Here is a 24544-nt window from a genome sequence, read left to right as displayed (position 1 = left end):
CGTTCTGCGAATAGCGCAGGTTGTCCTGAATGTAGGTGTTGTAGACGCCCTGCGCCAGCGCGGCCTCATCGCCGCCGCCGGTCCACACCCGCTGGCCCTTCTTGCCGGTAATAATGGCGGTGCCGGTGTCCTGGCAGGTCGGCAGAATGCCCTTAGCGGCGATATCAGAGTTACGCAGGAACTGCAGGGCGACGTATTTGTCGTTTTCGCTGGCTTCCGGGTCGCTGAGGATATCGGCCACCTGCTGCTGATGCGCCGGACGCAGCATAAAGGAGGCGTCGTGGAAGGCGTGCTGGGCCAGCAGGGTTAGCGCCTGGGGTTCAACTTTAAGGACTTCCTGACCGGCGAATTCGCTAACGGAGACGTAGTCACTGCTGAGGAGATAATACTCGGTGTCATCCTTTTTGAGGGGAAAAGGATCCTGATAAACAAACGGTTTATTCGACATTGTGCTCTCACTTACTGCTTGGCTGATTATATTTCAGGCAGACACTCCATTTGCCTGTAGAAAAGCGAGTCGATCGATTTTACACAATTTTTTAACAAAAACTGAGACAAGGTCGACTTTTTCTTTCAGCAGTTGATTCTCAGGCGTTTACTGGTTTAATAGAGCGATTACTATCAAGTGGAAACAGGGATTGAGAATGCAGAAGCTCATTAACTCAGTACAGAACTATGCCTGGGGAAGTCATACCGCATTAACCGAACTTTATGGAATCGCTAACCCCAACAATCTGCCGATGGCCGAGCTGTGGATGGGCGCGCACCCGAAAAGTAGTTCACAGATCCTCGATGCCAGCGGTAGCCCGCGCTCGCTGCGCGAATTTATCGAGAGCGATAAAGCCAGCCTGCTCGGCAGCAAGGTCGCCGAGCGCTTCGGCGAGCTGCCGTTCCTGTTCAAAGTGCTGTGCGCCGCCCAGCCGCTGTCGATTCAGGTGCACCCGAATAAGCAGGCCTCTGAAATTGGCTTTGCCAAAGAGAATGCCGCCGGGATCCCACTTGATGCCGCAGAGCGCAACTACAAGGATCCGAACCACAAGCCGGAGCTGGTATTTGCCCTGACACCGTTCCTGGCCATGAATGCCTTCCGCGAATTTGCGGAAATCGCCGCGCTTCTGCAGCCGGTTGCCAGCGCCCATCCGGCGATCGGCGAGTTTCTCAGCAGCCCGGATGCTGAACGCTTAAGCCAGCTGTTCGCCAGCCTGCTGAATATGCAGGGCGAGGAAAAATCTCACGCCTTAAGCGTCCTGCAGTCGGCGCTCGACGCCGAACAGGGCGAACCCTGGCAGACCATTCGCCTGATCGCCGAGTTCTATCCGGACGATAGCGGCCTGTTCTCTCCTCTGCTGCTCAACGTGGTGAAGCTGAACCCAGGCGATGCCATGTTCCTGTTTGCGGAAACGCCGCACGCGTACCTGCAGGGCGTGGCGCTGGAAGTGATGGCCAACTCGGATAACGTGCTGCGCGCCGGCCTGACGCCGAAGTACATCGATATTCCGGAGCTGGTTGCCAACGTTAAGTTCGAAGCCAAACCGGCCGTCGAGCTGTTGACGCAGCCGCAGCAGCACGGCGCCGAGCTGGACTTCCCGATCCCGGTCGATGACTTTGCCTTCTCCCTGCACGCGCTGTCGGCACAGGAGTCCACTCTCGCCCAAGAGAGCGCCGCGATTATTTTCTGCGTCGAAGGCGAAGCGACGCTCCGCAAAGGCGAGCAGGCTTTGACCCTGAAGCCCGGCGAGTCGGCATTTATTGCCAGCGATGAATCGCCGGTTGCGGTGAGCGGCAGCGGCCGCCTGGCGCGCGTCTTCAATAAGCTCCCGTAAGTTACTGAAGTTTTTAGCCGCTCTTGCTAGACTTTGACCCATCATGACAGAACAACCAGGCGGCTTCTTGCGCCTGGTTTTATTTATGGACAAATACTATGAAGAAATCGCTGGTCGCAGCAGGAATTATCGTGGCCCTGGGCGTGGTCTGGACCGGAGGCTCCTGGTATACGGGCAAGCAGCTGGAAAGCCGGATCGCCGAGGTGGTACAGCAGGCCAATGCTCAGCTACAAAACAGCGCCCCGGAAGCCGGGCTCGAGCTGGGCTGGCAGAACTATCAGCGCGGCCTGTTCAGCAGCCACCTGCAGCTGGTTGTGAAGCCGGCCGCAGGCAAAGAGAGCAGCTGGCTCGCTGCCGGACAGCCCCTGGTTTTTGACGAGGTCGTCAGCCACGGGCCGTTCCCGCTGGCGGCGCTGAAGAGCGGCCACTTTGGCCCGTCGATGGCGTCGGTCAAAACCACGCTGGTCAACAACGAAGCCAGTAAGGCGCTGTTTGATATCGCTAAAGGCAGTACGCCGTTTACCATCGACACCCTGATTGCCTACAGCGGCGACAGCCGGTCGGCTATCGATCTGAAGCCCCTGGATTACAGTAAAGGCGACGAAAAGGTCACCTTTAGCGGCGGCCAGTTCCAGCTCAATGCCGATCGTGACGGCAAGGCGATCGCGCTGACCGGTGAAGCGGGCAGCGGCCAGATCAACGCGGTCAACGAGTACAACCAGAAAGTTCAGCTGAACTTCAGCAATCTGAAAACCGACGGCGCCACCGAGATGACCAGCTTTAACGAGCGCATCGGCAAGCAAAAAGTGTCTCTTGAGAAGCTGGCGATTGGCGTCGAAGGCAAAGAGCTGGCCCTGCTGGAAGGGATGAATATCGACGGTAAATCGACGCTGACCGAAGACGGCAAGGGCATCAACAGCCAGCTTGATTACACCCTTAACAGCCTCAAGCTGCAAAATAAGGATCTGGGTAGCGGCAAACTGACCGTGAAGCTGGATAATCTCGACGGCCAGGCGTGGCACCAGTTTAGCCAGCAGTACAATAGCGAAGCGCAGGCGCTGATGGCGAAACCGGAGCTGGCGCAGAATCCGGAGCTTTACCAGCAGGCGCTGACCGAGACCTTCTTTAAGGCGCTGCCGGTGCTGCTGAAGGGCAGCCCGTCGCTGACCATCGCCCCGCTGAGCTGGCGCAACGCGAAGGGCGAAAGCACCTTTAATCTCTCAATTTTGCTGAAAGATCCGACCGTGGTTACCGCGCCGGCGCAAACCCTGGCCGACGAGATTGACCGCAGCGTGAAGTCTCTGGACGGCAAGCTGGTCGTTCCGGTAGAGATGGCGACCGAATTTATGACCCAGATTGCGGGTCTCGAAGGCTATCAGCCGGCTGACGCAGCCAAGCTTGCGGATCAGCAGGTCAAAGGCCTGGCGGCTATGGGGCAGATGTTCCGCATCACCGCCATGGAGAATAACGCCATCACCTCCAGCCTGCAGTATGCCGAAGGCCAGGTCACCCTGAACGGACAGAAAATGCCGCTGGATGAGTTCGCCGGAATGTTCGGCCTGTCGGTGCCCGCGACGCCTGAAGCCGCCCCGCAGAGTGCGGAGCCGGAAGAGCTGGTCCCGCCGGTGACTCCGCAGCAGTAAGACGCGAAATAGCCCTCTCCGGAGGGCTATTTTCTGGTCACCAGCCGCGGCGGCATGATTTGGTTGCGCGCTGATTCCGGCCCCTTTTCAAGACGACGCAGAATACACCCGGCGAGGCTTTTGCCCATCTCTCGCGCCGGCGTGGTCACCCAGGTTAACGGCACGTCATCCAGCGCGGCCTCCGGTACTTCGGCGAACGCCGCCAGCGCAATCCGCTGCTCAAAATAGCTTTCCACGCTGTCTTCGCCGCTCTGGCGCCCTGCCCGCATCAGGCCAAACCACGCGCCGGTGGCGATCACGCTGTTGTAGCACAGCACCGCGGTGATGGTTGGATTTTGCCGCAGCAGAGCAGCCATCGCCTCCGCCGCCAGCTTCTGGCTCGACTCGCACTCCACCACCCATTCGCTATGAAACGGCAGACCATACTTCAGCAGCGTCGCGCAGTAGCCGCCCACCCTCTCGGCGCGGGTTAACGACGAGCTTTGCCCGCCCAGCCAGGCAATACGCTGATGCCCGCGGCGGATAAGATGCTCGGTGACCATCTGCGCGGCCTGCATATTATCCGGGCGGATTAAATCAATATCCTCGAGGTAGCTGGCCCGGGAGGCAAACACCAGCGGCATGCCGACCTCTGCCGCCCGGTCGCGCAGCTCGCCGCCCTGGTCGATAGCGCCGGCAATAATCACCCCGTCGACCCCTTGCGAAACCAGGGTTTCAAAACGCTGGAGCATTTTTTCGCCCCGATGCCCGCCCTGCGTGAGAAAGACCATCTTGCCTGCGGATTCGAGAGCGTCCGTCAGCCCCGCGGTAAGCTCCGCGTAGAAGGGCTTCGAGAGGTCGCTGACGATGAGGCCAATCACGTCGCTCTGCCCGCCGCGCAGCGAGGCCGCCTGGCGGTTGCGGACAAAGCCCAGATGCTCAATGGCCTGATTGACGCGTTCGCCGGTGGCGGACGAGATGCGGCCTTTGCCGCTCAGTACCAGCGACACCGTGCTGACCGAAACGCCCGCGGCCTGGGCCACATCGTTAATGGTGATCTTTCTTGCGATAGCCATGCCTGCAACCGACTCCCTGTGGCTGTCGATAAAACGTTTTATCAATGAGTGACCTTTATAAACGTTATTATCGCGTGATTATGTGATTTTTATCGCACTAAAAATTGGTAAAACGTTTTATCTTTCCGTGACGTTACATCCTACCAATAACCTCAGCAGCAGGATTCGTGTTATGACGGCGAAAACAGCCCCAAAAATTACGTTGTGGGAATTTTTCCAGCAGTTAGGGAAAACCTTTATGCTTCCCGTGGCCCTGCTCTCATTCTGCGGGATCATGCTGGGCATCGGCAGCTCCCTAAGCAGCCATGATGTACTAACCCTCCAGCCGTGGCTCAATACCCCGCTGCTGCAGGCGGTATTCGTCTGGATGAGCAAGATAGGCTCTTTCGCCTTCAGCTTCCTGCCGGTGATGTTCTGTATCGCCATTCCACTGGGTCTGGCGCGCGAAAATAAAGGCGTCGCCGCCTTTGCCGGCTTCGTCGGCTATGCGGTAATGAACCTTGCGGTCAACTTCTGGCTGACGGCGAAAGGCATTCTGCCGACCACCGATGCGGCCATTCTTAAAGCCAACAATATCCAGAACGTTATCGGCATTCAGTCGATCGATACCGGGATCCTCGGCGCGGTGATCGCCGGGATTATTATCTGGATGCTGCACGAGCGTTTTCACAATATCCGTCTGCCGGATGCGCTCGCCTTCTTCGGCGGCACCCGCTTTGTGCCTATTGCGACGACCGTGGTGATGGGGCTGGTTGGCCTCGCCATCCCGCTGGTCTGGCCGATCTTTGCGATGGGTATCAACGCGCTGGGCAACGTCATTAACAGCGCGGGCAACTTTGGCCCGATGATTTTCGGCACCGGCGAGCGTCTGCTGCTGCCCTTCGGCCTGCAGCATATTCTGGTGGCGCTGATACGCTTTACCGAAGCGGGCGGCACCATGGACGTCTGCGGCCACAGCGTCAGCGGCGCGCTGACTATCTTCCAGGCCCAGCTTAGCTGTCCGGAAACCCACGGTTTCTCCGAAAGCGCCACCCGCTTCCTCTCCCAGGGCAAAATGCCGGCGTTCCTCGGCGGCCTGCCGGGCGCGGCGCTGGCCATGTACCACTGCGCACGCCCGGAAAATCGCCACAAAATTAAGGGCCTGCTGATCTCCGGCGTCATTGCCTGCGTTATTGGCGGCACCACCGAACCGCTGGAGTTCCTGTTCCTGTTCGTCGCCCCGGCGCTGTACCTCATCCACGCCCTGCTGACCGGACTCGGCTTCACCATCATGGCGGTACTCGGGGTAACCATCGGCAATACCGACGGCAACGTGATTGATTTCGTGGTCTTCGGCATCCTGCACGGCCTCTCGACCAAGTGGTATCTGGTTCCGGTGGTCGCCGCCGTTTGGTTCGCGGTGTACTACGGCATCTTCCGCTTCGCCATCACCCGCTTTAACCTCAAAACGCCGGGTCGCGATATCGAAAATAGCGCCGCCTTTGAGAAAGCCACCGCCGGTAGCGTCGGCAAGTCCGGCTATAATGTGCCGGCGATCCTTGCCGCGCTGGGCGGCGCAGAGAACATCACCTCCCTGGATAACTGCATTACCCGCCTGCGCCTGTCGGTCAGCGACATGAGCAAAGTCGACGCCGCCGCGCTGAAGGCCAACCGCGCCATTGGCGTCGTTCAGCTTAATCAGCATAATCTACAGGTGGTCATTGGGCCGCAGGTCCAGTCGGTGAAGGATGAGATGAGCGTCCTGATGAATACCGTCCAGGCATAAACGCCGCGCCCCCTCCCGCCAGGAGGGGGTTTCAGATAAAGGAAGTTCCGATGTTTGATTTCTCAACGCCCGTCGATCGCCACGGTACCTGGTGTACGCAGTGGGATTACGTCGCCGACCGCTTCGGCACCGCTGACCTGCTGCCCTTTACCATCTCCGACATGGATTTTGCCACCGCTCCCTGCATTCTTGATGCCGTCAGCCGGCGCCTGGCCCACGGAGTTTTTGGCTACAGCCGCTGGAAAAACGACGAGTTCCTCGGCGCCGTTAGCTACTGGTTCGCCAGCCGTTTTCAGAGCCCTGTCGAGAGCGATGCCATCGTCTACGGGCCATCGGTGATTTATATGGTGGCAGAAACCCTCCGCCAGTGGTCCGAGGTGGGCGACGGCGTGGTGGTGCACACTCCGGCCTACGATGCTTTCTATAAGACCATTGCCGGCAACCAGCGCCGGCTGGTCCCGGTCCCGCTCGTCGCTCACGACGGTCAGTGGCGCTGCGATATGGCCGAGCTGGAGCGGGCGCTGTCCGAACCGCGCAATAAAATCCTGCTGCTCTGCAGCCCGCATAATCCCACCGGCAAGGTGTGGAGCCGCGACGAACTGACCACGATGGCCCAGCTCTGCGAAAAGCACGGCGTGAGGGTTATCAGCGATGAGATCCATATGGATATGACCTGGGAAAACCACCGGCATACGCCGTGGTGCGACGTCGCCCGCGGCCCGTGGGCGCTGTTTACCTCCGCGTCGAAAAGCTTCAATATTCCGGCGCTGACCGGCGCCTATGGCCTGATTGACGACGTTGCTACTCGCGAGGGCTACCTCAACGCGCTGAAATCGCGGGATGGCCTCTCCTCGCCCTGCGTCCCGTCGCTGGTTGCCCATATTGCCGCCTATCGCGAAGGCGCCGGCTGGCTTGACGCGCTGCGGGCCTATCTGCAGGAAAATCTGCGCTATATTGCCCGCGAGCTGAATCAGGCTTTCCCGCAGCTGAACTGGCAGCCGCCGGAGGCGACCTATCTGGCGTGGATTGACCTGCGGGCGCTCAAGATTGACGACAGCGCCCTGCAGCAGGCGTTAATCCACGAGCAAAAGATTGCCATCATGCCGGGTTCGACCTACGGCGAGGAGGGCGCGGGGTTTGTGCGCCTCAACGCCGGGTGTCCGCGGGTCAAGCTTGAGAAAGGGGTTCAGGGGCTGATTGCCGCCCTGCGTTCGCTAACCTAGGGCTGCGCGCTACGCGGGGCCGCTGCGTAACGCGCATTCACCCGCCCTCACTGGCCGGACGGGTTGGGCTGGGAGAAGCGGAAGTTAACGCGTATCTCCATATCCTTGTACGGTTTATTCTTCTCGAACTCCCACTGCGCCATCGCCCTCACCACCGCCTCATCAAACAGATAGCGGGGCTGTGAGTCCACAATCCGCAGCTCCTCAACTTTGCCCTGCGCGTTGACATCATAGACAACCCTGACGTAGCCCGTCAGACGGTTGGCGTAAGCCACGACAGGATAGGCGGGTTCACTCTTTTTCAGCAGCTTCGGCTGTGATAATGGCTTTATAACGCCGTCGGTCGCGCAGCCCGACAGCAGAAGCAACAGCAGGCACGGGGCCAGCATTGCGCCGAGTCTCGTCATCCCTTAACTCCTTATTGATAATCCCTCGCAATAAGGTAGCGCAGGCCGACGCCGCGGTCTTCTACCGAAAATAATAGCTGACGCCTAAAGATCGTCCCGCCGCCGAAAGGCCAGATACCCGGCGCCGACCGTAAAGATGCCGACGATGAGCACCAGTAACATAAAGCCATGATGGTTGGCCGCAAGCGGGATGCCGCCGACGTTCATGCCAAAGAAGCCGGCCACGATGTTAATCGGCAGCGCCAGAACGGTAATCACCGTCAGGGTATACAGCGTGCGGTTGCTTTGCTCCATTTGCCTGGCGGTGATCTCTTCCTGAAGCAGGCTAATCCGCTCGATCAGGCCGGATAAATCATTCAGCACCACGGTAAACTCCTCCGTGAACTGGCGAAACTCCTGAACTACCGCCCGGTCAATCCATGCCGGAGGGCGATTCAGCAGACGGAACATCGCCGCCGGTTCCGGTGCCAGCAGACGCTGAAAGCGCAGCAGCATGCGCCGCAGGCGCGCCAGATCGGCACGGTTGCGCTGAACGTGGTTACTGAGCAGCCGCTCTTCGATGGCATCAACGTGGCGGCTGGCCTGCCGGACCACCTGCTCCAGCACCTCCTCCTGCTCTTCCAGCAAAAAGGCCAGCAGCTCGGTAGAGGAGTTCACTTGTAGCGCTGCCAGCCGCGGCAGCATCCACTCAATGAAGCGCAGCGGCTTATAGCGCGCCGTCACCACCAGCTTCTGGCTACAGTAGAGCCACAGCGTCGAGGTTTCAGAGGTGGTCTCTTTGGGGTTAAACAGCACGTCGTTGAGGACGGCAAACAGGCTGTCGCCCTGGCGTTCGATGCGCGTGGTGTGGGAACCATCACGGATCTCTTCAAAGAAGAAGTCGTCGACGGGAAAATGCGCCATCAGCCATTTTTCGGCAGTGGCATGATTCAGGTTGAGGTGCAGCCAGACGAAATCATTTTCGCCGATCAGCTCATGATATTCGGCGCAGACCTCATTCGAGGATATTTGCCGCGGCTCGTTGCCTTCACGGAACAGATAGCCATAAACCAACCCGGACACTTCCATATCAAAATCGGGCTTTAACATTTTTAACGTAACGTCTTGACTCATATATCCCTCAGGATCTCATTGAGCAGTATTCGGGCCCGAACGCGGTCATCTTTCGCTATTTTAGCCACCTTGGCAAGGTTAATGATTTGGTCATAAAACGGTAGCCTGGCTGACATATTTGCTTTATCCAGCGGGCGTTAATTGTGCGCAGGAAAAAATAGGCCTTTTGATCCCGTCGAGCGTTTTGTCATGGCCACAAGCGTATTATCCCCTGCTCTTAAACCCCGCCAGGGGTGATTTACCTTCTGAGTTCAGAGGCATCTTTATGACATGGCAGCAGTTCAAACACACCTATCTGATTAAATTCTGGGCACCCGCTCCGGCGGTTATTGCCGCAGGTATTCTTTCGACTTATTACTTTGGTATTACCGGCACCTTCTGGGCCGTTACCGGCGAATTTACCCGCTGGGGCGGGCAGCTGCTGCAGCTTGCCGGCGTGCACAGCGAGCAGTGGGGCTACTATAAGCTTATCCATCTTGAGGGGACGCCGTTAACCCGCATCGACGGAATGATGATTATTGGCATGTTTGGCGGCTGTTTTGCTGCCGCGCTGTGGGCGAATAACATTAAGCTGCGCATGCCGCGTAGTCGAATCCGCATTATCCAGGCCGTCGCTGGCGGTATTATTGCCGGCTTTGGCGCGCGCCTGGCGATGGGCTGTAATCTGGCGGCCTTTTTCACCGGAATCCCCCAGTTCTCGCTGCACGCCTGGTTTTTCGCTATCGCCACCGCTATCGGCACCTGGTTTGGCGCCCGCTTCACCCTGCTGCCCATTTTTCGCATTCCGGTCAGGATACAGAAAGTCTCCGCGGCCTCGCCGTTAACCCAAAAGCCTCAGCAGGCCCGGCGCCGTTTTCGTCTCGGCATGCTGGTCTTTTTCGCCATGATAGCCTGGGGTCTGCTGACCGCGGTCGACCGGCCGAAGCTGGGGCTGGCCATGCTCTTTGGCGTCGGTTTTGGCCTGCTTATCGAACGGGCGCAGATCTGCTTCACCTCGGCGTTTCGCGACATGTGGATAACCGGTCGGACCTATATGGCCAAAGCCATTATTTTCGGCATGGCCGCCAGCGCAATCGGCATCTTTAGCTACGTGCAGCTCGGAATGGAACCGAAGATCATGTGGGCCGGTCCCAATGCGGTCATCGGCGGTCTGCTGTTCGGTTTTGGGATCGTTCTCGCCGGGGGCTGTGAAACCGGCTGGATGTATCGCGCCGTTGAAGGCCAGGTTCACTACTGGTGGGTCGGGCTGGGCAACGTTATCGGTTCAACCATTCTGGCCTACTTCTGGGACGACCTGTCGCCAGCGCTGGCCACCAGCTGGGATAAGGTCAATCTGCTGAGCACCTTCGGTCCTTTCGGCGGCCTGCTGGTCACCTATCTCCTGCTGTTTATCGCCCTGATGCTGGTCATTGCCTGGGAAAAACGCTTTTTCCGTCAAAAATCCGCCGCCCTTGCCGGCGCTAAGGACACCGCATGAAAACTATCGTTCCAGATTACCGCCTCGATATGGTCGGCGAGCCTTGCCCCTATCCTGCCGTCGCGACGCTTGAAGCGATGCCGTCATTGAAGAAGGGAGAAATTCTCGAAGTGGTCAGCGATTGCCCGCAGTCGATCAACAATATTCCGCACGATGCGAAAAACTACGGCTACACCGTACTGGATATTCAGCAGGACGGACCCACCATCCGCTACCTGATTCAGAAATAGGTCGGTAAAAAGCGGCAGGCCTTCGGCCTGCCGCTCGGCCAAAAAAGCAGCAAAGTTAGAAGGATAAGCGGCTATTTTTTGGCCAGGGTATGGCTACTGTACGATCTCTTCGTCGATGGCGAATCGCGTAAGCACGGCGTCGCGCAGAACCTTATCGCGCGCGCAGAGCGGCTGGCTACGGAAACAGATTCCGCCTTTATCATGCTCAGTACCGCGACCGACAAGGCTCCGGCGCTAGCGCCGTACGAACGCAACGGCTTGGTGCGCGGTACGGACTCTTTTGTCTACAATAAGATGCTGAACAAATAAGCGATATTCGATATCAGGGCGTGGCCCTGATATCGAAAAAGAGATTACCAGCCTTTAACCGCGTCGCCTTTATACAGTTCCTCCGCAGCAGCCGCCACCTCATCGGTTTGATACGCCTTGACCAGGTTTTTCACCTTCTCGCTGTCTTTATTATCGACGCGGCTGGCAAAAATATTGACGTACGGCGAGTGCTTATCTTCGACAAATAGCCCGTTCCGGCTCGGCGATAGTCCGACCTGGCTGGAAAACGTGGTGTTGATAACCGCGAGGGATATTTGCCTGTCGTCCAGCGCGCGCGTTAGCTGCGGGGCCTCAATCTCAACAATTTTTAAGCGCTTCGGATTATTGACAATATCCAGCGCCGTCGGCAGAAGGCCGGTGCCCTCTTTAAGGGTAATCAGCCCCTGCTTTTGCAGCAGAAGCAGCGAACGGCCAAGGTTAGTCGGATCGTTCGGCACGGCAACCTGCGCGCCGTCCGGCAGCTGGTCGATAGCGGTAATCTGCTTCGAATAGGCGGCAATGGGGTAAACGAAGGTGTTCCCCACCGCTACCAGCTTATAGCCGCGCTCCTGAATCTGCTTATCCAGATACGGCTTATGCTGAAAAGCGTTGATATCGAGATCGCCATTATTGAGCGCCTCGTTCGGCAGAACGAAGTCGTTAAAGGTCACCACTTCGACGTCGAGGTTGTACTTCTCTTTCGCCACCTTTTGCACCACCGACCACACCTGTTGGTCAATACCGGCGCTGATCCCCACCTTGATATGATTAGGATCCCCTCCAACGGGGCCGCAGGCGGTCAGGAGCAGCGAGCCGGCAACGGCCAGCGAAACAGCAAATTTTTTTAGAGTGAATACCATAGTCCCGGAGTCCTTTTTAAAATAGCCTGCCAGTCATTGCAGGAAAAGTAGCGCCTGGAACTATAGAAAATCTCATCGCCAAAATTAAATACTGATTCACTATGATTAATAGCGTTTTGCTATGAGCGCGGACGGCAGGCCGCCGTTGGCCCACGCTCTCTGCGGCACGGCTCACGCTGAGCGCCAAAATAGCAAAACCCCGGCGATGGCCGGGGCTAGATGTACGGTTGCGGTTCGCAGCGAAGATTGTCAGATACGCGGGCGCCAGCGCCCAGCGAGCATTTGAATCCTGCGGTGGTGGAACCTGGCGCCGTCGCACAGATGTTAAAAGACCCCTTGCGGGGCCTTTTGATTAATTGCGTAATCCAGATACGGCGGCTTTTGCCAAAATATAGGGGGCAATATTATCAAATGTAATCATCGAGGATTTACAAAAGATACATTTCGCACCGAATGGATTGCTTTCAGATACATCATAGTTTGATGTTCTGTACTGTGACCCATGGCAGCATGGGCACCTGAAATGAATGTGGTCAGTCATGATGTTAGCCTTCTATTTGCTACAACATTCACTACCGCAGGGGCATTTAGCCATATTTAACTGAAGGTTCTTCTTGACCTTCAATGACAGCGGAAATCACTGTTCGAATGGTTGGTAAAACAAAGACATCATTGTCATTATTTCTTAAAGATAAATCTGAAAATCACCTCAGATCAAACCATGTTACTTTATCAGCGATTATTTTGGATGTTGTTAGTTTTTAATTTGCCCGCAGGCGTACGAAATACAAAAATTTACACAATGTAAACCAGTGTCCTGTTTCAGGAGGCGGTCACTCCTTTTACGTACGTTAGCTCAGGGTGATAATTAGTTGCATCAGCCCACAGAACTCTTCACGCTACAGCACAACATACGGCATTCAGCCTGCTGAAATTTCAGACAAAAACCAATCTACCGCATCGATTAAAGCCAGCAGATACTGCCAGCTTAGTTCAACCGCATGCATTTTTTATCAATCTGACTACTCGGGATTACACCGTCATCGTTATCGCAGATTCATAAAAACGCGAAATTAATTAGTCGCGCAGAACGACATTACCGGCAGCAGGGCCTTTGGCGCCGCTCTCGATAGTGAATTCGACCTTCTGCCCTTCAAATAAAGTTTTAAAGCCATCACCCTGCAGCGCAGAAAAATGTACGAAAACATCTTTGCTGCCGTCTACTGGAGAAATAAAGCCGAAACCTTTACCTTCATTAAACCATTTTACTAAACCAATCATCTTACCAGACATAAGTATTATCCCAATATTCAAAGCCTTGCGGCGAAAAAGTTCGCATCACAGAAATTAATTAATAACGATAAGGAGGCTCGAAAAAAGGATTATTTAGGAATAACGCTTGAGATGAGGACTGCTTTACTAAACCGCTTTATTGGTTCTGTGTACCAAACCGACCTGCTATTGATCACATAGATAACCATTGATAGCAAGCATTATTTTCTGCCCTCACCGAGAAGTCGTGAATAATTAGCGCAACCTGCAGGTAAACTGCTGCTCGATGATGAGGCTTCCCCACTGATCGCCCTGCCACTCTTTGGCCAGCATAAAGCCAAACGATTCATATAGCCGACGAGCGGCCGCAAGCTTATTAAAGGTCCAGAGCTGAACGGAACTGAAGCCGCGCTCTTCGCAGAACCTCATCGCTTCGGCGATAAGCTTTCTGCCCGCGCCGCTGCCGCGGCATCCGTCATCGAGAATGAACCAGCGCAGATGCGCTTCGCCGCAGCCAAGGTCCTCGCCGTCAATCGCCACAGAGCCCACGATGCGCCCGTTCAACATGGCCAGCCAAATCTGATTACAGTCCTTATCCAGACGGCCCGAAAAATCAGCCAGGCCCGCGGCAACTTTGGATTCAAAGAAAATGCCGAAATTGTGCTCTCTGGCATAGTAGCTACCGTGCATTTCCGCGATGCGGCCGATCATGCCGGGATGATAGCCAGTCATAATTTCATGCCTATCCCGGACACCGATCTCGCTGTTTTCACGACAGGCGGCCAGGGCACTGGCGTAGTGCTTAAGCCCTTGTGACACGGTCTGCTGCTGATGGGGATTCATTTTTTTCAGCGCGGCAATCACCCGTTCGCTACCGTACTGATTAATTTTCGCCACCGTTTCCCGGCCTTTTGCCGTCAGGCCCAGGTATTTGACCCTCGCATCCTCCGCCGACGGCACCTCTTCCAGCTCGTTGGCGCTGACCAGTTTTGCCAACATGCGGCTAACGCTGGACTTCTCAAGGCCCAGGATCTGCACCAGCTGCGCCGCCGTCATCAGGCCCTGCGCATGCACTTCGAGCAGAGTATGCACTATCGAGGGGGAGTATGGGCTCGCGGCCAGAGTGTTGTTCATGAATCCGAGCTCCCGCACCATCTGCCGGGAAGCCACGCGTATCTCTTCAACGATCTGCATTTCAGTATTCATAAAACCGCCCTGGTCATATAGTTGTATAATACAACCATATTCACCAGCGTGCTGTCAACGCCCTTACCGGCGCCGCGATGGCTGAAAATGTGCGCGCAGCCGGCAGCAATAGACGCGCGGCAAAGGCGGGGACAAAATCGCAATGCGCGATCTTAAACAGAGCCAACGGCTCCCGCAGCCGCCGCCAGATGCTTGTATAGACAGGATTTTTTTCAATACTTTTAAACAGTTATAACCCTGTTGTATAATGGTGTGCACTTTTACTAAAAAATGAGTGCGACCATGATTGATTCAACTTTGCCATTAACCGACATTCATCGCCATCTTGACGGCAATATCCGGGCCCAAACGATTCTCGATCTTGGCCGCCAGTTTAACATCGCGCTCCCGGCAACCACCCTCGATACCCTTCGTCCGCATGTCCAGGTCACCAGCAACGAACCCGATCTGGTGAGCTTCCTTGCCAAGCTTGACTGGGGCGTAAAGGTACTCGCCTCGCTGGAAGCCTGCCGTCGCGTCGCGTATGAAAACGTAGAAGACGCGGCGCGCAACGGCCTGCACTACGTTGAGCTGCGCTTTTCCCCGCGCTATATGGCGATGACCCATCAGCTGCCGGTCGACGGCGTGGTTGAGGCGGTCCTTGCCGGCGTGCGCGACGGGAGCCGCGATTTTAACGTTGAAGCGCGGCTGATTGGTATTATGAGCCGCACCTTCGGCGAGGCCGCCTGCCAGCAGGAGCTTGACGCGCTGCTTGCCCATCGCGACGGCATTACCGCGCTCGACCTGGCCGGTGATGAGCTCGGCTTCCCGGGAACCCTGTTTATGCAACACTTCACCCAGGCCCGCGACGCCGGCTGGCGCATTACCGTCCACGCCGGAGAAGCCGCTGGCCCGGAAAGCATCTGGCAGGCCATTCGTGAGCTGGGCGCTGAGCGTATAGGCCACGGGGTCAAGGCAGTGCAGGATCCGGCGCTGATGGACTTTTTGGCCGAGCAGCGTATCGGGATTGAATCCTGCCTGACCTCGAATATTCAGACCAGCACCGTCGCGTCGCTGGCCGAGCATCCGTTAAAAACCTTCCTCGAGCACGGCGTGCTGGCCTCGATTAACACCGACGATCCGGCGGTGCAGGGTGTCGATATTATTCATGAATATAACGTTGCCGCCCCGGCTGCGGGCCTAAGCCGCGAGCAAATCCGTCAGGCGCAAATCAACGGTCTGGAACTCGCCTTCCTCAGCGCGCAGGAAAAAGCGGCGCTGATCCAGCGCGCGCGGCGCGTCTAGGTTCCTGCCCGGCAGCAATCCTGCCGGGCATCTCATCTTGAATCAGGCCTGTTAAATCAGGCATAGCGTGGCCCGATGCTTTGCTGATTCAATCCCCAGCTCAATCAGCTCCATAATCTGAATAGCCTGACCCGCCGGTACCGGATTCTCTCCATTCCCGTTTAGCGCATCGCGGATGGCGGCATAGTACGCCGGATAATGGCCGGGCAGCGTTAGCCAGCTCTCCTCGCTGCGATCCTCCCCGTCAACGCGCGTCAGAATGCCATCGCGCATATCGTATCCCCAGTCCTCCTGCGGAAGGCGCTCGCCGTTTTTTAGCCGCTCTTCCTGCGGGTCGAGACCGTATTTGATATAGCTTCCCCGCGATCCGTGCACGATAAAGCGCGCCGTTTCCGCCGCCGCCAGCAGAGTAGCGTGCAGGATCACCCGGCGCTGCGGGTAAACCAGCACCGCATGGAAATAGTCGGTAGACTGCGCCCCCGGGCGCAGCTGGGCGAGATCAACGGTCATGCTGACCGGCAGGCCAAACAGGCCAATCGCCTGATCGAGAAGATGGGGGCCAAGATCGAACCAGATCCCGCTCCCCGGGCCGCCCCGCTCCCGCCAGCGGTCGTGTATCTGGGGACGATAGCGGTCGAAGTGCGATTCGAAATAGCAGACTTCCCCCAGCAGCCCTTCGTTAATCAATGATTTAACGGTTAAAAAATCGCTATCCCAGCGGCGATTGTGGAACACGGAAAGCAGCCGGCCCCGGCTCCTGGCAACGGCATCCAGCTCGCGGGCCTGTGACAGTGTCACAGTAAAGGGTTTATCCACCACCACGTGCTTTCCCGACTCCAGCGCAGCTTTTGCCAGCGGAAAGTGGGTATCGTTCGGCGTAGGGATCACGATCAGGTCGATGTTGGGGTCGTCTAACAGCTGGCGGGGTTCGGCCACAACCGGCACCGTTGGCCAATCGATCCGTACCTTAGCTTCATCACTACTCGACACCGCGGCAAGCGTCATTCCCGGGGTACCGCCGATCAGCGGCGCATGGAACGTTTTACTGGCGTACCCGTAGCCGATTATTGCGACGCGAATATTGTCACTCATCTTGCAACCTCTCTGGCGAAAAGTTCGGGGGTTCACCATAACTATAAGACCCAAATGTCTTATTAGCTTTGCTTATGCATTGTCGACCGCTCACTCTTGCACCAAACGTGAAAACTTCGCCAGCTAATACTTGCGTTGCTTGCGGCATTTAGTAACATTTAGCTCTGTTTTAACTTTCAATAGCAGAATTATGGCAGCCGTTTTCAGCAGAATTGTAGAGCTTATAGGTTGGGTTGTTCTTGGCGTTTCGGCCCTGCTTTTGGTTATCGCGCATCACATTGATAACTACCAATCCCCGCCTCCGGCTAATGTTGTGCAGACAAAATAGCGTTAACGCTAAAGAGTGACCCGCTTCGCAATTATGCAACCGGTTTCTGTAACCGGTTGCATCTCTGTATTCCCCTTTATTACACTCTCCTTATCATTTGCTAAGGAGCTTTTCTCATGGCCGCATTTCCGCAAAATTTTCTATGGGGCGCCGCTACCGCAGCCTATCAGGTTGAGGGCGGCCACGATGCCGACGGGAAAGGGCCGTCGATCTGGGACATCTACTCTCACCAGCCGGGTGCCACCTTCCAGGGGACCAACGGCGACGTCGCCGTTGATCACTACCACCGCTTTCGCGAAGACGTCGCGCTGATGGCCGAAATGGGCCTACAGAGCTACCGTTTTTCTATCTCCTGGCCGCGCCTGCTGCCCGGCGGCCGCGGCGAGGTCAATGAAGCCGGCGTGCAGTTTTATAGCGATCTGATCGACGAGCTGCTGGCGCACAATATCGAGCCGATGATCACGCTTTACCATTGGGATCTGCCGCAGGCGCTGCAGGATGAGGGCGGCTGGGAAGCCCGCAGCACGGCGGAGGCCTTCGCCGAATACGCGCGCCTGTGCTACGCGCGTTTCGGTTCACGGGTCAAGCTGTGGGCCACCTTTAACGAGACCATTGTTTTTATTGGTCATGGCTACATTAACGGCTGCCATCCGCCAGCGGTACGCGATCCGGCCCGCGCCATTCAGGCCTGTCACCACGTCTTTGTGGCCCACGCGATGGCGATTAAAGCGTTTCGTGAAATGGGTATTAAGGGCGAGATTGGTTTCGTCAACGTTCTGCAGCCGCATACGCCGCTCACCGATAGCGAAGAGGATCGCCTGGCGACCGAGCTGGCTGACGCTATCCATACCCACTGGCTGTACGATCCGGTGTTAAAAGGCACCTATCCCGAAGCGCTGCTGCAGCAAACCCAGGCGCTGTGGGGCGTTCCGCGCTTTGCCCCCGGCGATGACGCGCTGCTGCGTGAAAACCACAGCGATTTTATCGGTCTGAACTACTATCGCCGCGAAACCGTTTCAGCCCATCCGCAGGAAGGATTAAGCGGCGGCGAGCCTGGCGTTGAGGGCCTGTTCTACTTCGTACGTAATCCGCAAAGCACCTATACCGAATGGGGCTGGGAAATTTGGCCCCAGGGGTTAACGGACGGCATTATGATGATCAAGGAGCGCTACGGTGATATTCCGATTTACATCACCGAAAACGGCCTGGGCGCCAAAGACCCGATTATTGACGGCGAAATTGTCGACGACCCGCGTATCGACTACCTCAGCGCCCACATTAGCGCGCTGGAAAAAGCGCTCGACGCCGGGGCCGACGTGCGCGGCTATTATCCCTGGTCATTTATCGATCTGCTGAGCTGGCTGAACGGCTATCAGAAACAGTACGGCTTCGTTTTTGTCGACCATCAGCGGGGGCTCGCCCGCAAACGGAAAAAGAGCTACTTTTGGTATCAAAACGTTATTGCCAGCCGCGGCCAACAGCGTTAATCTTCTCCTCCAGGCGCCGTCTGGCGCCTGATTCAGCGCTAGAATATTCTTAAATTTCTTGTTACTACACCAGGAATGTAATCAGTTCTTGTCTTTAGTATTTACAACCGAAATAATTCCGCCCAGGCACCGTTAATAAGGTGTCGTTGGTTTAGAGCAGGTTTACTGAAAGTTGGTAATATTCGACTTAAAGGCTTCCCGCCGGGTAAGGGTGCCGCTGTTTGTGATACCGGGAGCGTGGAACAACCGCAGCGCGTGCGAAGTGCGTGAGGATGCGAGCACGGCCCTGGGCCAAAATGGCAAATCAAATAACCTAATGGGACAGGCTCATATTTATTCCGATTATAAAATGGATACGCAAATGACCGTTCAGGACTATTTATTAAAATTTCGTAAAATCAGCTCGCTGGAAAGTCTGGAAAAGCTTTTTGATCACCTTAACTACTCCCTGACCGATAACGAAGAGATTGTTAACATGTACCGCGCTGCAGACCATCGCCGGGCCGAGCTGGTTTCTGGCGGTAAACTGTTCGATATTGGACAGGTTCCCAAGTCCGTCTGGCGTTACGTGCAATAAAAACTGTTCTGAAGCACGCCAGTTGCTTATACTCCCGCCCTTGATTTTGATCCGTACCTGAACAGGTTGAGCGCTGGTCCGCCGGGCAAGCAGCGCGAATGTACAGAAGCTTGCGCAGGCAAGCGCGCGCAGCCTGACGCTCAACGGGTATTTCACTGGCGTTAAATCCGGGAGAAAGTATGTCCTCTGACTCTGCAGAACGAATTGGTGGATGGCTGCTGGGGCCGCTTGCGTGGCTACTGGTTGCGCTGTTAAGCGCTTCGCTATCGCTGCTTATCTTTGCCAACGCGCTCATGGCGCCCCAAACGTTCTCCTTGCTGAACGCAATGAGCGCCGGGAATCTTATTCTGTGGATTGCATCCCTGCTGTTCGCCGTCGCCATGTGGTACTATACCCTGTGGCTGACGCTGGCCTTTTTCAAACGGCGGAAGGGGGTGCCGAAGCACTATATTATCTGGCTTTTGATCTCCCTGCTGCTGGCGATTAAAGCCTTCGCCTTTTCGCCAATATCTGACGTTCTGGCCCTGCGCCAGCTGCTGTTCCCTCTCCTTGCTGCCGCGCTGCTGGTTCCTTACTTCAAGCGCTCCGAGCGGGTTAAACGGACCTTCGTGAATCCGTAATAACCCCACAGTTAACCTGTTGTCGCCGGTATCGTTTTATTCGATAATAGGCGGCTTTTTCCGTTTCAGGTCGAATTGATGGCTGAATATTTACTGCTCTTTATTGGTACCGTCCTCGTTAACAACTTCGTGCTGGTGAAGTTTCTTGGACTGTGTCCGTTTATGGGGGTTTCCAAAAAGCTGGAGACCGCCATGGGAATGGGGCTGGCCACCACTTTTGTGATGACGCTGGCCTCTATCTGCGCCTGGTTGATTGATACCTGGATTCTTATCCCGCTGAATCTGGTCTATTTACGCACGCTGGCCTTTATTCTGGTCATTGCGGTGGTCGTACAGTTCACCGAAATGGTGGTGCGCAAAACCAGCCCGGCGCTGTACCGCCTGCTGGGTATCTTCCTGCCGCTGATCACCACCAACTGCGCCGTGCTCGGCGTAGCGCTGCTGAATATTAACCTTGGGCATAATTTTTTGCAGTCCGCGCTGTACGGTTTTGCGGCGGCGGTCGGCTTCTCTCTGGTGATGGTGCTGTTTGCCGCCATTCGTGAGCGTCTGGTGGTGGCGGACGTCCCGGCGCCGTTTCGCGGTAACGCCATTGCGCTGGTGACGGCAGGGTTAATGTCGCTGGCCTTTATGGGCTTTAGTGGTTTGGTGAAGTTGTAATATGAGCGCTGTGTGGATAGCCGTCATTGCTATTAGCCTCCTCGGGCTGATTTTCGGCTTAATTTTGGGTTACGCCTCCCGCCGTTTTGAGGTGCAGGACGATCCGGTCGTTGAAAAGATCGACGAACTTCTTCCGCAAAGCCAGTGCGGCCAGTGCGGCTACCCCGGCTGCCGCCCCTATGCGGAAGCGGTAGGCCTGCAGGGCGAGAAAATCAACCGCTGCGCCCCCGGCGGCGAAGCGGTAATGTTAAAAATTGCCACCCTGCTGAACGTCGACCCGCAGCCTACTGACGGCGATGCCCAGCAGGCTGAGCCCGCGCGTATGCTGGCGGTCATTGACGAAAAGAACTGTATTGGCTGCACGAAATGCATCCAGGCCTGCCCCGTTGACGCCATCGTCGGCGCGACCCGCGCGATGCATACGGTGATGAGCGACCTCTGTACCGGCTGTAATCTTTGCGTCGCGCCCTGCCCGACGCAGTGTATAGAGATGGTTCCGGTTGTGGCGACCACTGAAACCTGGAAGTGGGATCTACACACCATCCCGGTGCGCATCATTCCAGTGGAACAACATGTTTAAGCTATTTTCCGCGTTCAAAAAAGACAAAGTCTGGGATTTCAACGGCGGTATTCATCCCCCGGAGATGAAAACCCAGTCAAACGCTACGCCGCTACGCCAGGTCTCCCTCGCGCAGCAGTTTGTTATTCCGCTTAAGCAGCATATTGGCGCAGAGGGCGAGCTTTGCGTGCAGCCCGGCGATCGCGTCCTGCGCGGCCAGCCGCTTACCCGCGGCTGGGGAAAAATGCTGCCCGTTCACGCCCCGACGTCGGGTATCGTCAGCGCCATCGCTCCGCATTCGACGGCGCACCCCTCCGCGCTGGCGGAGATGAGCGTTATCATTGATGCCGATGGCGAAGACCGCTGGATTGAACGCAGCGGCTGGAGCGACTACCAGAACAAATCCCGCGAAGAGCTTATCGAGCGCATCCACCAGTTCGGCGTGGCCGGGCTGGGCGGCGCCGGCTTCCCAACCGGCATTAAGCTGCGCGGCGGCGGCGACAAAATCGATACCCTGATTATTAACGCCGCCGAGTGCGAGCCTTACATTACCGCCGACGATCGTCTGATGCAGGACTGCGCGGCGCAGATTATCGACGGCATCCGCATCCTGGCCCATATTTTACAGCCGACCCAGGTGCTGATCGGCATTGAAGACAACAAACCGCAGGCAATCTCCATGCTGCGTGCGGTACTGAGCGACGCGCACGGCATCTCCCTGCGCGTGATCCCCACCAAATATCCCTCCGGCGGCGCTAAGCAGCTGACGCAGATCCTCACCGGTAAGCAGGTGCCCCACGGCGGCCGCTCTTCCGACATCGGGGTCCTGATGCAAAACGTCGGTACCGCCTACGCGGTTAAACGGGCGGTGATCGATGGCGAACCGCTGACCGAACGCGTGGTGACCTTAACCGGAGAAGCGGTTTCGCGCCCGGGCAACGTCTGGGCCCGGCTGGGCACGCCGGTGCGCCATCTTTTGGATGATGCCGGTTTTTGCCCCAGCGCTGAGCCGATGGTGATTATGGGCGGCCCGCTGATGGGCTTTACCCTCCCGTGGCTCGACGTGCCGGTGGTCAAAATTACCAACTGCCTGCTGGCCCCGTCGGCCAGCGAAATGGGCAAAGCGGAAGAGGAAAAGGGCTGCATTCGCTGTAGCGCCTGCGCCGACGCCTGCCCTGCCGATCTGCTGCCGCAGCAGCTGTACTGGTTTAGCAAAGGCCAGCAGCACGACAAGGCCACCACCCATAACCTGGCCGACTGCATTGAGTGCGGCGCCTGCGCCTGGGTCTGCCCAAGCAATATTCCGCTGGTGCAGTACTTCCGTCAGGAGAAAGCCGAGATCGCGGAGATTCGTCTGGAAGAGAAGCGCGCGGCGGAAGCCAAAGCCCGTTTTGAAGCCCGCCAGGCGCGTCTGGAACGCGATAAGGCCGCGCGCCTTGAGCGGCATAAACAGTCCGCCGTGCAGCCCGCCGCCAAAGATAGCGAGGCGATTAACGCCGCCCTCGCCCGCGTGCGTGAAAAACAGCAGGACGCGACGCAGCCGATCGTTGTTCAGGCGGGCGCTAAGCCGGACAATAGTGAAGCCATCGCCGCGCGCGAAGCGCGTAAAGCGCAGGCGCGCGCCCGTAAAAACGAACTGGCTGAGTCCGCGCCCGAGCCGTCAGCTGGCGCAGGTCTCGACCCGCGTAAAGCCGCAGTAGAAGCCGCTATCGCCCGCGCCAAGGCCCGCAAGGCCGAACAGCAGCAGGCTGAGGTCGCTACTGTCGCCCCGGAAGCTGAAGCCGTCGACCCGCGTAAGGCCGCAGTAGAGGCTGCTATCGCCCGCGCCAAGGCCCGTAAGGCCGAACAGCAGCAGGCTGAGGTCACGGTCACCCCGGAAGCTGAAGCCGTCGACCCGCGTAAGGCCGCAGTAGAAGCCGCCATCGCCCGCGCTAAGGCCCGCAAGGCCGAACAGCAGCAGGCTGAGGTCACGGTCACCCCGGAAGCTGAAGCCGTCGACCCGCGTAAGGCCGCAGTAGAAGCCGCCATCGCCCGCGCCAAGGCCCGCAAGGCCGAGCAGCAGCAGGCAGAGGTCACGGTCACCCCGGAAGCTGAAGCCGTCGACCCGCGTAAGGCCGCAGTAGAGGCTGCTATCGCCCGCGCCAAGGCCCGCAAGGCCGAACAGCAGCAGGCTGAGGTCACGGTCACCCCGGAAGCTGAAGCCGTCGACCCGCGTAAGGCCGCAGTAGAAGCCGCCATCGCCCGCGCCAAGGCCCGCAAGGCCGAGCAGCAGCAGGCAGAGGTCACGGTCACCCCGGAAGCTGAAGCCGTCGACCCGCGTAAGGCCGCAGTAGAAGCCGCCATCGCCCGCGCTAAGGCCCGCAAGGCCGAACAGCAGCAGGCGGGCGACGTCGGGTCCGCCGCCAATGACGATCCGCGCAAAGCTGCAGTCGCAGAAGCAATCGCCCGAGTTCAGGCCAGGAAAGCATCCCGGCAGGCAGTTAACGAGGATTAAATGGTTTTCAGAATCGCAAGCTCTCCCTATACCCACAACCAGCGTCAGACCTCGCGGATTATGCTGCTGGTGCTGCTCGCCGCCGTGCCCGGCATCGTGGTGCAGACCTGGTTTTTCGGCTGGGGCACCGTGCTGCAGCTTATTCTCGCCGCCTTAACCGCCTGGGGAACCGAAGCCGCTATCCTCAGGCTGCGCAAGCAGAATATTGCCGCCATTCTGGCCGACAACTCTGCGCTGTTGACCGGCCTGCTGCTGGCCGTCAGCATTCCGCCCCTTGCGCCCTGGTGGATGGTGGTACTGGGTACCGCCTTTGCTATTATTATCGCCAAGCAGCTGTACGGTGGGCTGGGTCACAACCCGTTTAACCCGGCGATGATTGGTTACGTGGTCCTGCTTATTTCATTCCCGGTGCAGATGACCTCATGGCTCCCGCCGCATGACATTGCCGCAACCATCCCGGGTTTCACCGACGCCCTGCAGGTGATCTTTACCGGTCATACCGCCAGCGGTGGCGACATCAATGCTCTGCGAATGGGCATCGATGGGATAAGCCAGGCCACGCCACTCGACACCTTTAAAACCTCGCTGCGTGCCGGGCATGAAGTCAAAGAGATCATGCAGTACCCTATTTTCGACGGCGTACTGGTGGGGCTTGGCTGGCAGTGGGTCAATCTCGCCTGGCTGGTCGGCGGGCTGTTCCTGCTGTGGCAGAAGACGATCCGTTGGCATATCCCGCTCAGCTTCCTGCTGAGCCTGGCCGTCTGCTCCACGCTCGGCTGGTTTTTCTCGCCGCAGAGCCTGGCCGCGCCGCAGATCCATCTGCTATCCGGCGCCACCATGCTCGGCGCGTTCTTTATTCTGACGGATCCGGTAACCGCCTCCACCACCAACCGCGGGCGCCTTATTTTCGGCGCGCTGGCGGGCCTGCTGGTCTGGCTGATTCGCAGCTTCGGCGGCTATCCTGACGGCGTAGCCTTCGCCGTGCTGCTGGCGAACATTACCGTTCCGTTGATTGATTACTACACGCGCCCCCGCGCGTACGGCCACCGCTGAGGACCCG

25 protein-coding genes are annotated in these 24544 nt (G+C 57.4%); 16 read left to right on the top strand and 9 right to left on the bottom strand.

The window, feature by feature from the left end:
• A partial coding sequence (locus GVK32_RS14930) for a fumarate hydratase (RefSeq protein ID WP_200842884.1) occupies positions 1-448 on the bottom strand: 448 nt, incomplete at its 3' end.
• Between the two features lie 196 nt (positions 449-644).
• On the opposite strand from GVK32_RS14930, the gene manA reads away from it, so the two are divergent.
• Both manA and GVK32_RS14920 read left to right on the top strand, forming a co-directional pair.
• Positions 645-1823, top strand: a complete 1179-nt coding sequence (gene manA / locus GVK32_RS14925) for a mannose-6-phosphate isomerase (protein WP_159871015.1) — start codon at positions 645-647, stop codon at positions 1821-1823.
• 98 nt (positions 1824-1921) lie between these two features.
• Complete coding sequence (locus tag GVK32_RS14920; protein WP_159871012.1) at positions 1922-3466, top strand: YdgA family protein; 1545 nt, start codon at positions 1922-1924, stop codon at positions 3464-3466.
• 26 nt (positions 3467-3492) lie between these two features.
• Here GVK32_RS14920 and GVK32_RS14915 read toward each other — a convergent pair whose 3' ends face one another.
• Entirely contained in the window at positions 3493-4521 is a 1029-nt protein-coding gene (locus tag GVK32_RS14915; RefSeq protein WP_159871009.1) for a Mal regulon transcriptional regulator MalI, read from the bottom strand.
• Positions 4522-4693: 172 nt separating this feature from the next.
• Between GVK32_RS14915 and malX the strand changes: the two genes are divergently transcribed.
• Complete coding sequence (malX, locus tag GVK32_RS14910) at positions 4694-6286, top strand: maltose/glucose-specific PTS transporter subunit IIBC (RefSeq protein ID WP_041145809.1); 1593 nt, start codon at positions 4694-4696, stop codon at positions 6284-6286.
• Positions 6287-6336: 50 nt separating this feature from the next.
• Positions 6337-7509, top strand: a complete 1173-nt coding sequence (locus tag GVK32_RS14905; protein ID WP_159871006.1) for a MalY/PatB family protein — start codon at positions 6337-6339, stop codon at positions 7507-7509.
• Positions 7510-7556: 47 nt separating this feature from the next.
• Here GVK32_RS14905 and GVK32_RS14900 read toward each other — a convergent pair whose 3' ends face one another.
• Together GVK32_RS14900 and GVK32_RS14895 are read right to left on the bottom strand one after the other, a co-directional pair.
• Entirely contained in the window at positions 7557-7916 is a 360-nt protein-coding gene (locus GVK32_RS14900) for a TonB family protein (RefSeq protein WP_159871003.1), read from the bottom strand.
• Between the two features lie 84 nt (positions 7917-8000).
• Positions 8001-9029, bottom strand: coding sequence for a CorA family divalent cation transporter (locus GVK32_RS14895; protein WP_159871000.1), 1029 nt, complete (start codon positions 9027-9029; stop codon positions 8001-8003).
• Between the two features lie 265 nt (positions 9030-9294).
• On the opposite strand from GVK32_RS14895, the gene yedE reads away from it, so the two are divergent.
• From yedE to GVK32_RS14880, 3 genes are all read left to right on the top strand, one after another.
• Positions 9295-10506 carry a selenium metabolism membrane protein YedE/FdhT gene (yedE, locus tag GVK32_RS14890; RefSeq protein WP_159870997.1) on the top strand — a complete coding sequence of 404 codons (1212 nt, stop codon included), beginning with the start codon at positions 9295-9297 and terminating at the stop codon, positions 10504-10506.
• The gene (gene yedF / locus GVK32_RS14885) at positions 10503-10736 is read left to right on the top strand and encodes a sulfurtransferase-like selenium metabolism protein YedF (protein ID WP_041145813.1); all 234 of its coding nucleotides are present in this window, start codon (positions 10503-10505) and stop codon (positions 10734-10736) included. Before yedE ends, yedF begins: the two co-directional genes overlap by 4 nt.
• Before the next feature lie 78 nt (positions 10737-10814).
• A complete protein-coding gene (locus GVK32_RS14880; protein ID WP_370461172.1) occupies positions 10815-11045 on the top strand; it encodes a GNAT family N-acetyltransferase in 231 nt (76 codons plus the stop codon).
• A gap of 44 nt (positions 11046-11089) precedes the next feature.
• Here GVK32_RS14880 and GVK32_RS14875 read toward each other — a convergent pair whose 3' ends face one another.
• The 4 genes from GVK32_RS14875 to GVK32_RS14860 form a co-directional block, all read right to left on the bottom strand.
• On the bottom strand, positions 11090-11905 hold the full coding sequence (locus tag GVK32_RS14875; protein WP_159870994.1) for a MetQ/NlpA family lipoprotein: 816 nt from the start codon (positions 11903-11905) through the stop codon (positions 11090-11092).
• Between the two features lie 352 nt (positions 11906-12257).
• A complete protein-coding gene (locus GVK32_RS14870; protein WP_159870991.1) occupies positions 12258-12446 on the bottom strand; it encodes a cold-shock protein in 189 nt (62 codons plus the stop codon).
• A gap of 536 nt (positions 12447-12982) precedes the next feature.
• Positions 12983-13198: an RNA chaperone/antiterminator CspA gene (gene cspA, locus GVK32_RS14865; RefSeq protein WP_041145816.1), complete on the bottom strand. Its 216-nt coding sequence runs from the start codon at positions 13196-13198 to the stop codon at positions 12983-12985.
• Between the two features lie 234 nt (positions 13199-13432).
• The gene (locus tag GVK32_RS14860; RefSeq protein WP_159870988.1) at positions 13433-14383 is read right to left on the bottom strand and encodes a helix-turn-helix domain-containing GNAT family N-acetyltransferase; all 951 of its coding nucleotides are present in this window, start codon (positions 14381-14383) and stop codon (positions 13433-13435) included.
• A 282-nt stretch (positions 14384-14665) separates the two neighbouring features.
• Here GVK32_RS14860 and add point away from each other — a divergent pair, with 282 nt between their 5' ends.
• The gene (gene add / locus GVK32_RS14855) at positions 14666-15667 is read left to right on the top strand and encodes an adenosine deaminase (RefSeq protein ID WP_159870985.1); all 1002 of its coding nucleotides are present in this window, start codon (positions 14666-14668) and stop codon (positions 15665-15667) included.
• Positions 15668-15718: 51 nt separating this feature from the next.
• On the opposite strand, the gene GVK32_RS14850 is transcribed toward add, so the two are convergent.
• Positions 15719-16759 carry an oxidoreductase gene (locus GVK32_RS14850; RefSeq protein ID WP_159870982.1) on the bottom strand — a complete coding sequence of 347 codons (1041 nt, stop codon included), beginning with the start codon at positions 16757-16759 and terminating at the stop codon, positions 15719-15721.
• A gap of 190 nt (positions 16760-16949) precedes the next feature.
• Between GVK32_RS14850 and blr the strand changes: the two genes are divergently transcribed.
• The 8 genes from blr to rsxD all read left to right on the top strand — a co-directional run bounded on the left by blr (position 16950) and on the right by rsxD (position 24537).
• Complete coding sequence (blr, locus tag GVK32_RS14845) at positions 16950-17087, top strand: division septum protein Blr (RefSeq protein WP_071844930.1); 138 nt, start codon at positions 16950-16952, stop codon at positions 17085-17087.
• 116 nt (positions 17088-17203) lie between these two features.
• On the top strand, positions 17204-18574 hold the full coding sequence (locus GVK32_RS14840) for a GH1 family beta-glucosidase (RefSeq protein ID WP_159870979.1): 1371 nt from the start codon (positions 17204-17206) through the stop codon (positions 18572-18574).
• Between the two features lie 361 nt (positions 18575-18935).
• Complete coding sequence (ydgT, locus tag GVK32_RS14835; protein WP_041147653.1) at positions 18936-19151, top strand: transcription modulator YdgT; 216 nt, start codon at positions 18936-18938, stop codon at positions 19149-19151.
• A gap of 179 nt (positions 19152-19330) precedes the next feature.
• A complete protein-coding gene (locus GVK32_RS14830; RefSeq protein WP_159870976.1) occupies positions 19331-19771 on the top strand; it encodes a DUF2569 domain-containing protein in 441 nt (146 codons plus the stop codon).
• Positions 19772-19849: 78 nt separating this feature from the next.
• Entirely contained in the window at positions 19850-20431 is a 582-nt protein-coding gene (gene rsxA / locus GVK32_RS14825; protein ID WP_123708150.1) for an electron transport complex subunit RsxA, read from the top strand.
• 1 nt (position 20432) lies between these two features.
• On the top strand, positions 20433-21011 hold the full coding sequence (rsxB, locus tag GVK32_RS14820; protein WP_159870973.1) for an electron transport complex subunit RsxB: 579 nt from the start codon (positions 20433-20435) through the stop codon (positions 21009-21011).
• Positions 21004-23484 carry an electron transport complex subunit RsxC gene (gene rsxC / locus GVK32_RS14815; protein ID WP_159870970.1) on the top strand — a complete coding sequence of 827 codons (2481 nt, stop codon included), beginning with the start codon at positions 21004-21006 and terminating at the stop codon, positions 23482-23484. Before rsxB ends, rsxC begins: the two co-directional genes overlap by 8 nt.
• The gene (gene rsxD / locus GVK32_RS14810) at positions 23485-24537 is read left to right on the top strand and encodes an electron transport complex subunit RsxD (protein ID WP_159870967.1); all 1053 of its coding nucleotides are present in this window, start codon (positions 23485-23487) and stop codon (positions 24535-24537) included.
• Positions 24538-24544: the final 7 nt, after the last annotated feature.

Source organism: Klebsiella sp. 18074 (genome assembly GCF_902705905.1).
Classification (GTDB): domain Bacteria; phylum Pseudomonadota; class Gammaproteobacteria; order Enterobacterales; family Enterobacteriaceae; genus Klebsiella; species Klebsiella terrigena.
The sequence above is the reverse complement of the archived record's forward strand: the minus strand, read 5'-3'. Positions and strand labels throughout refer to the sequence as shown.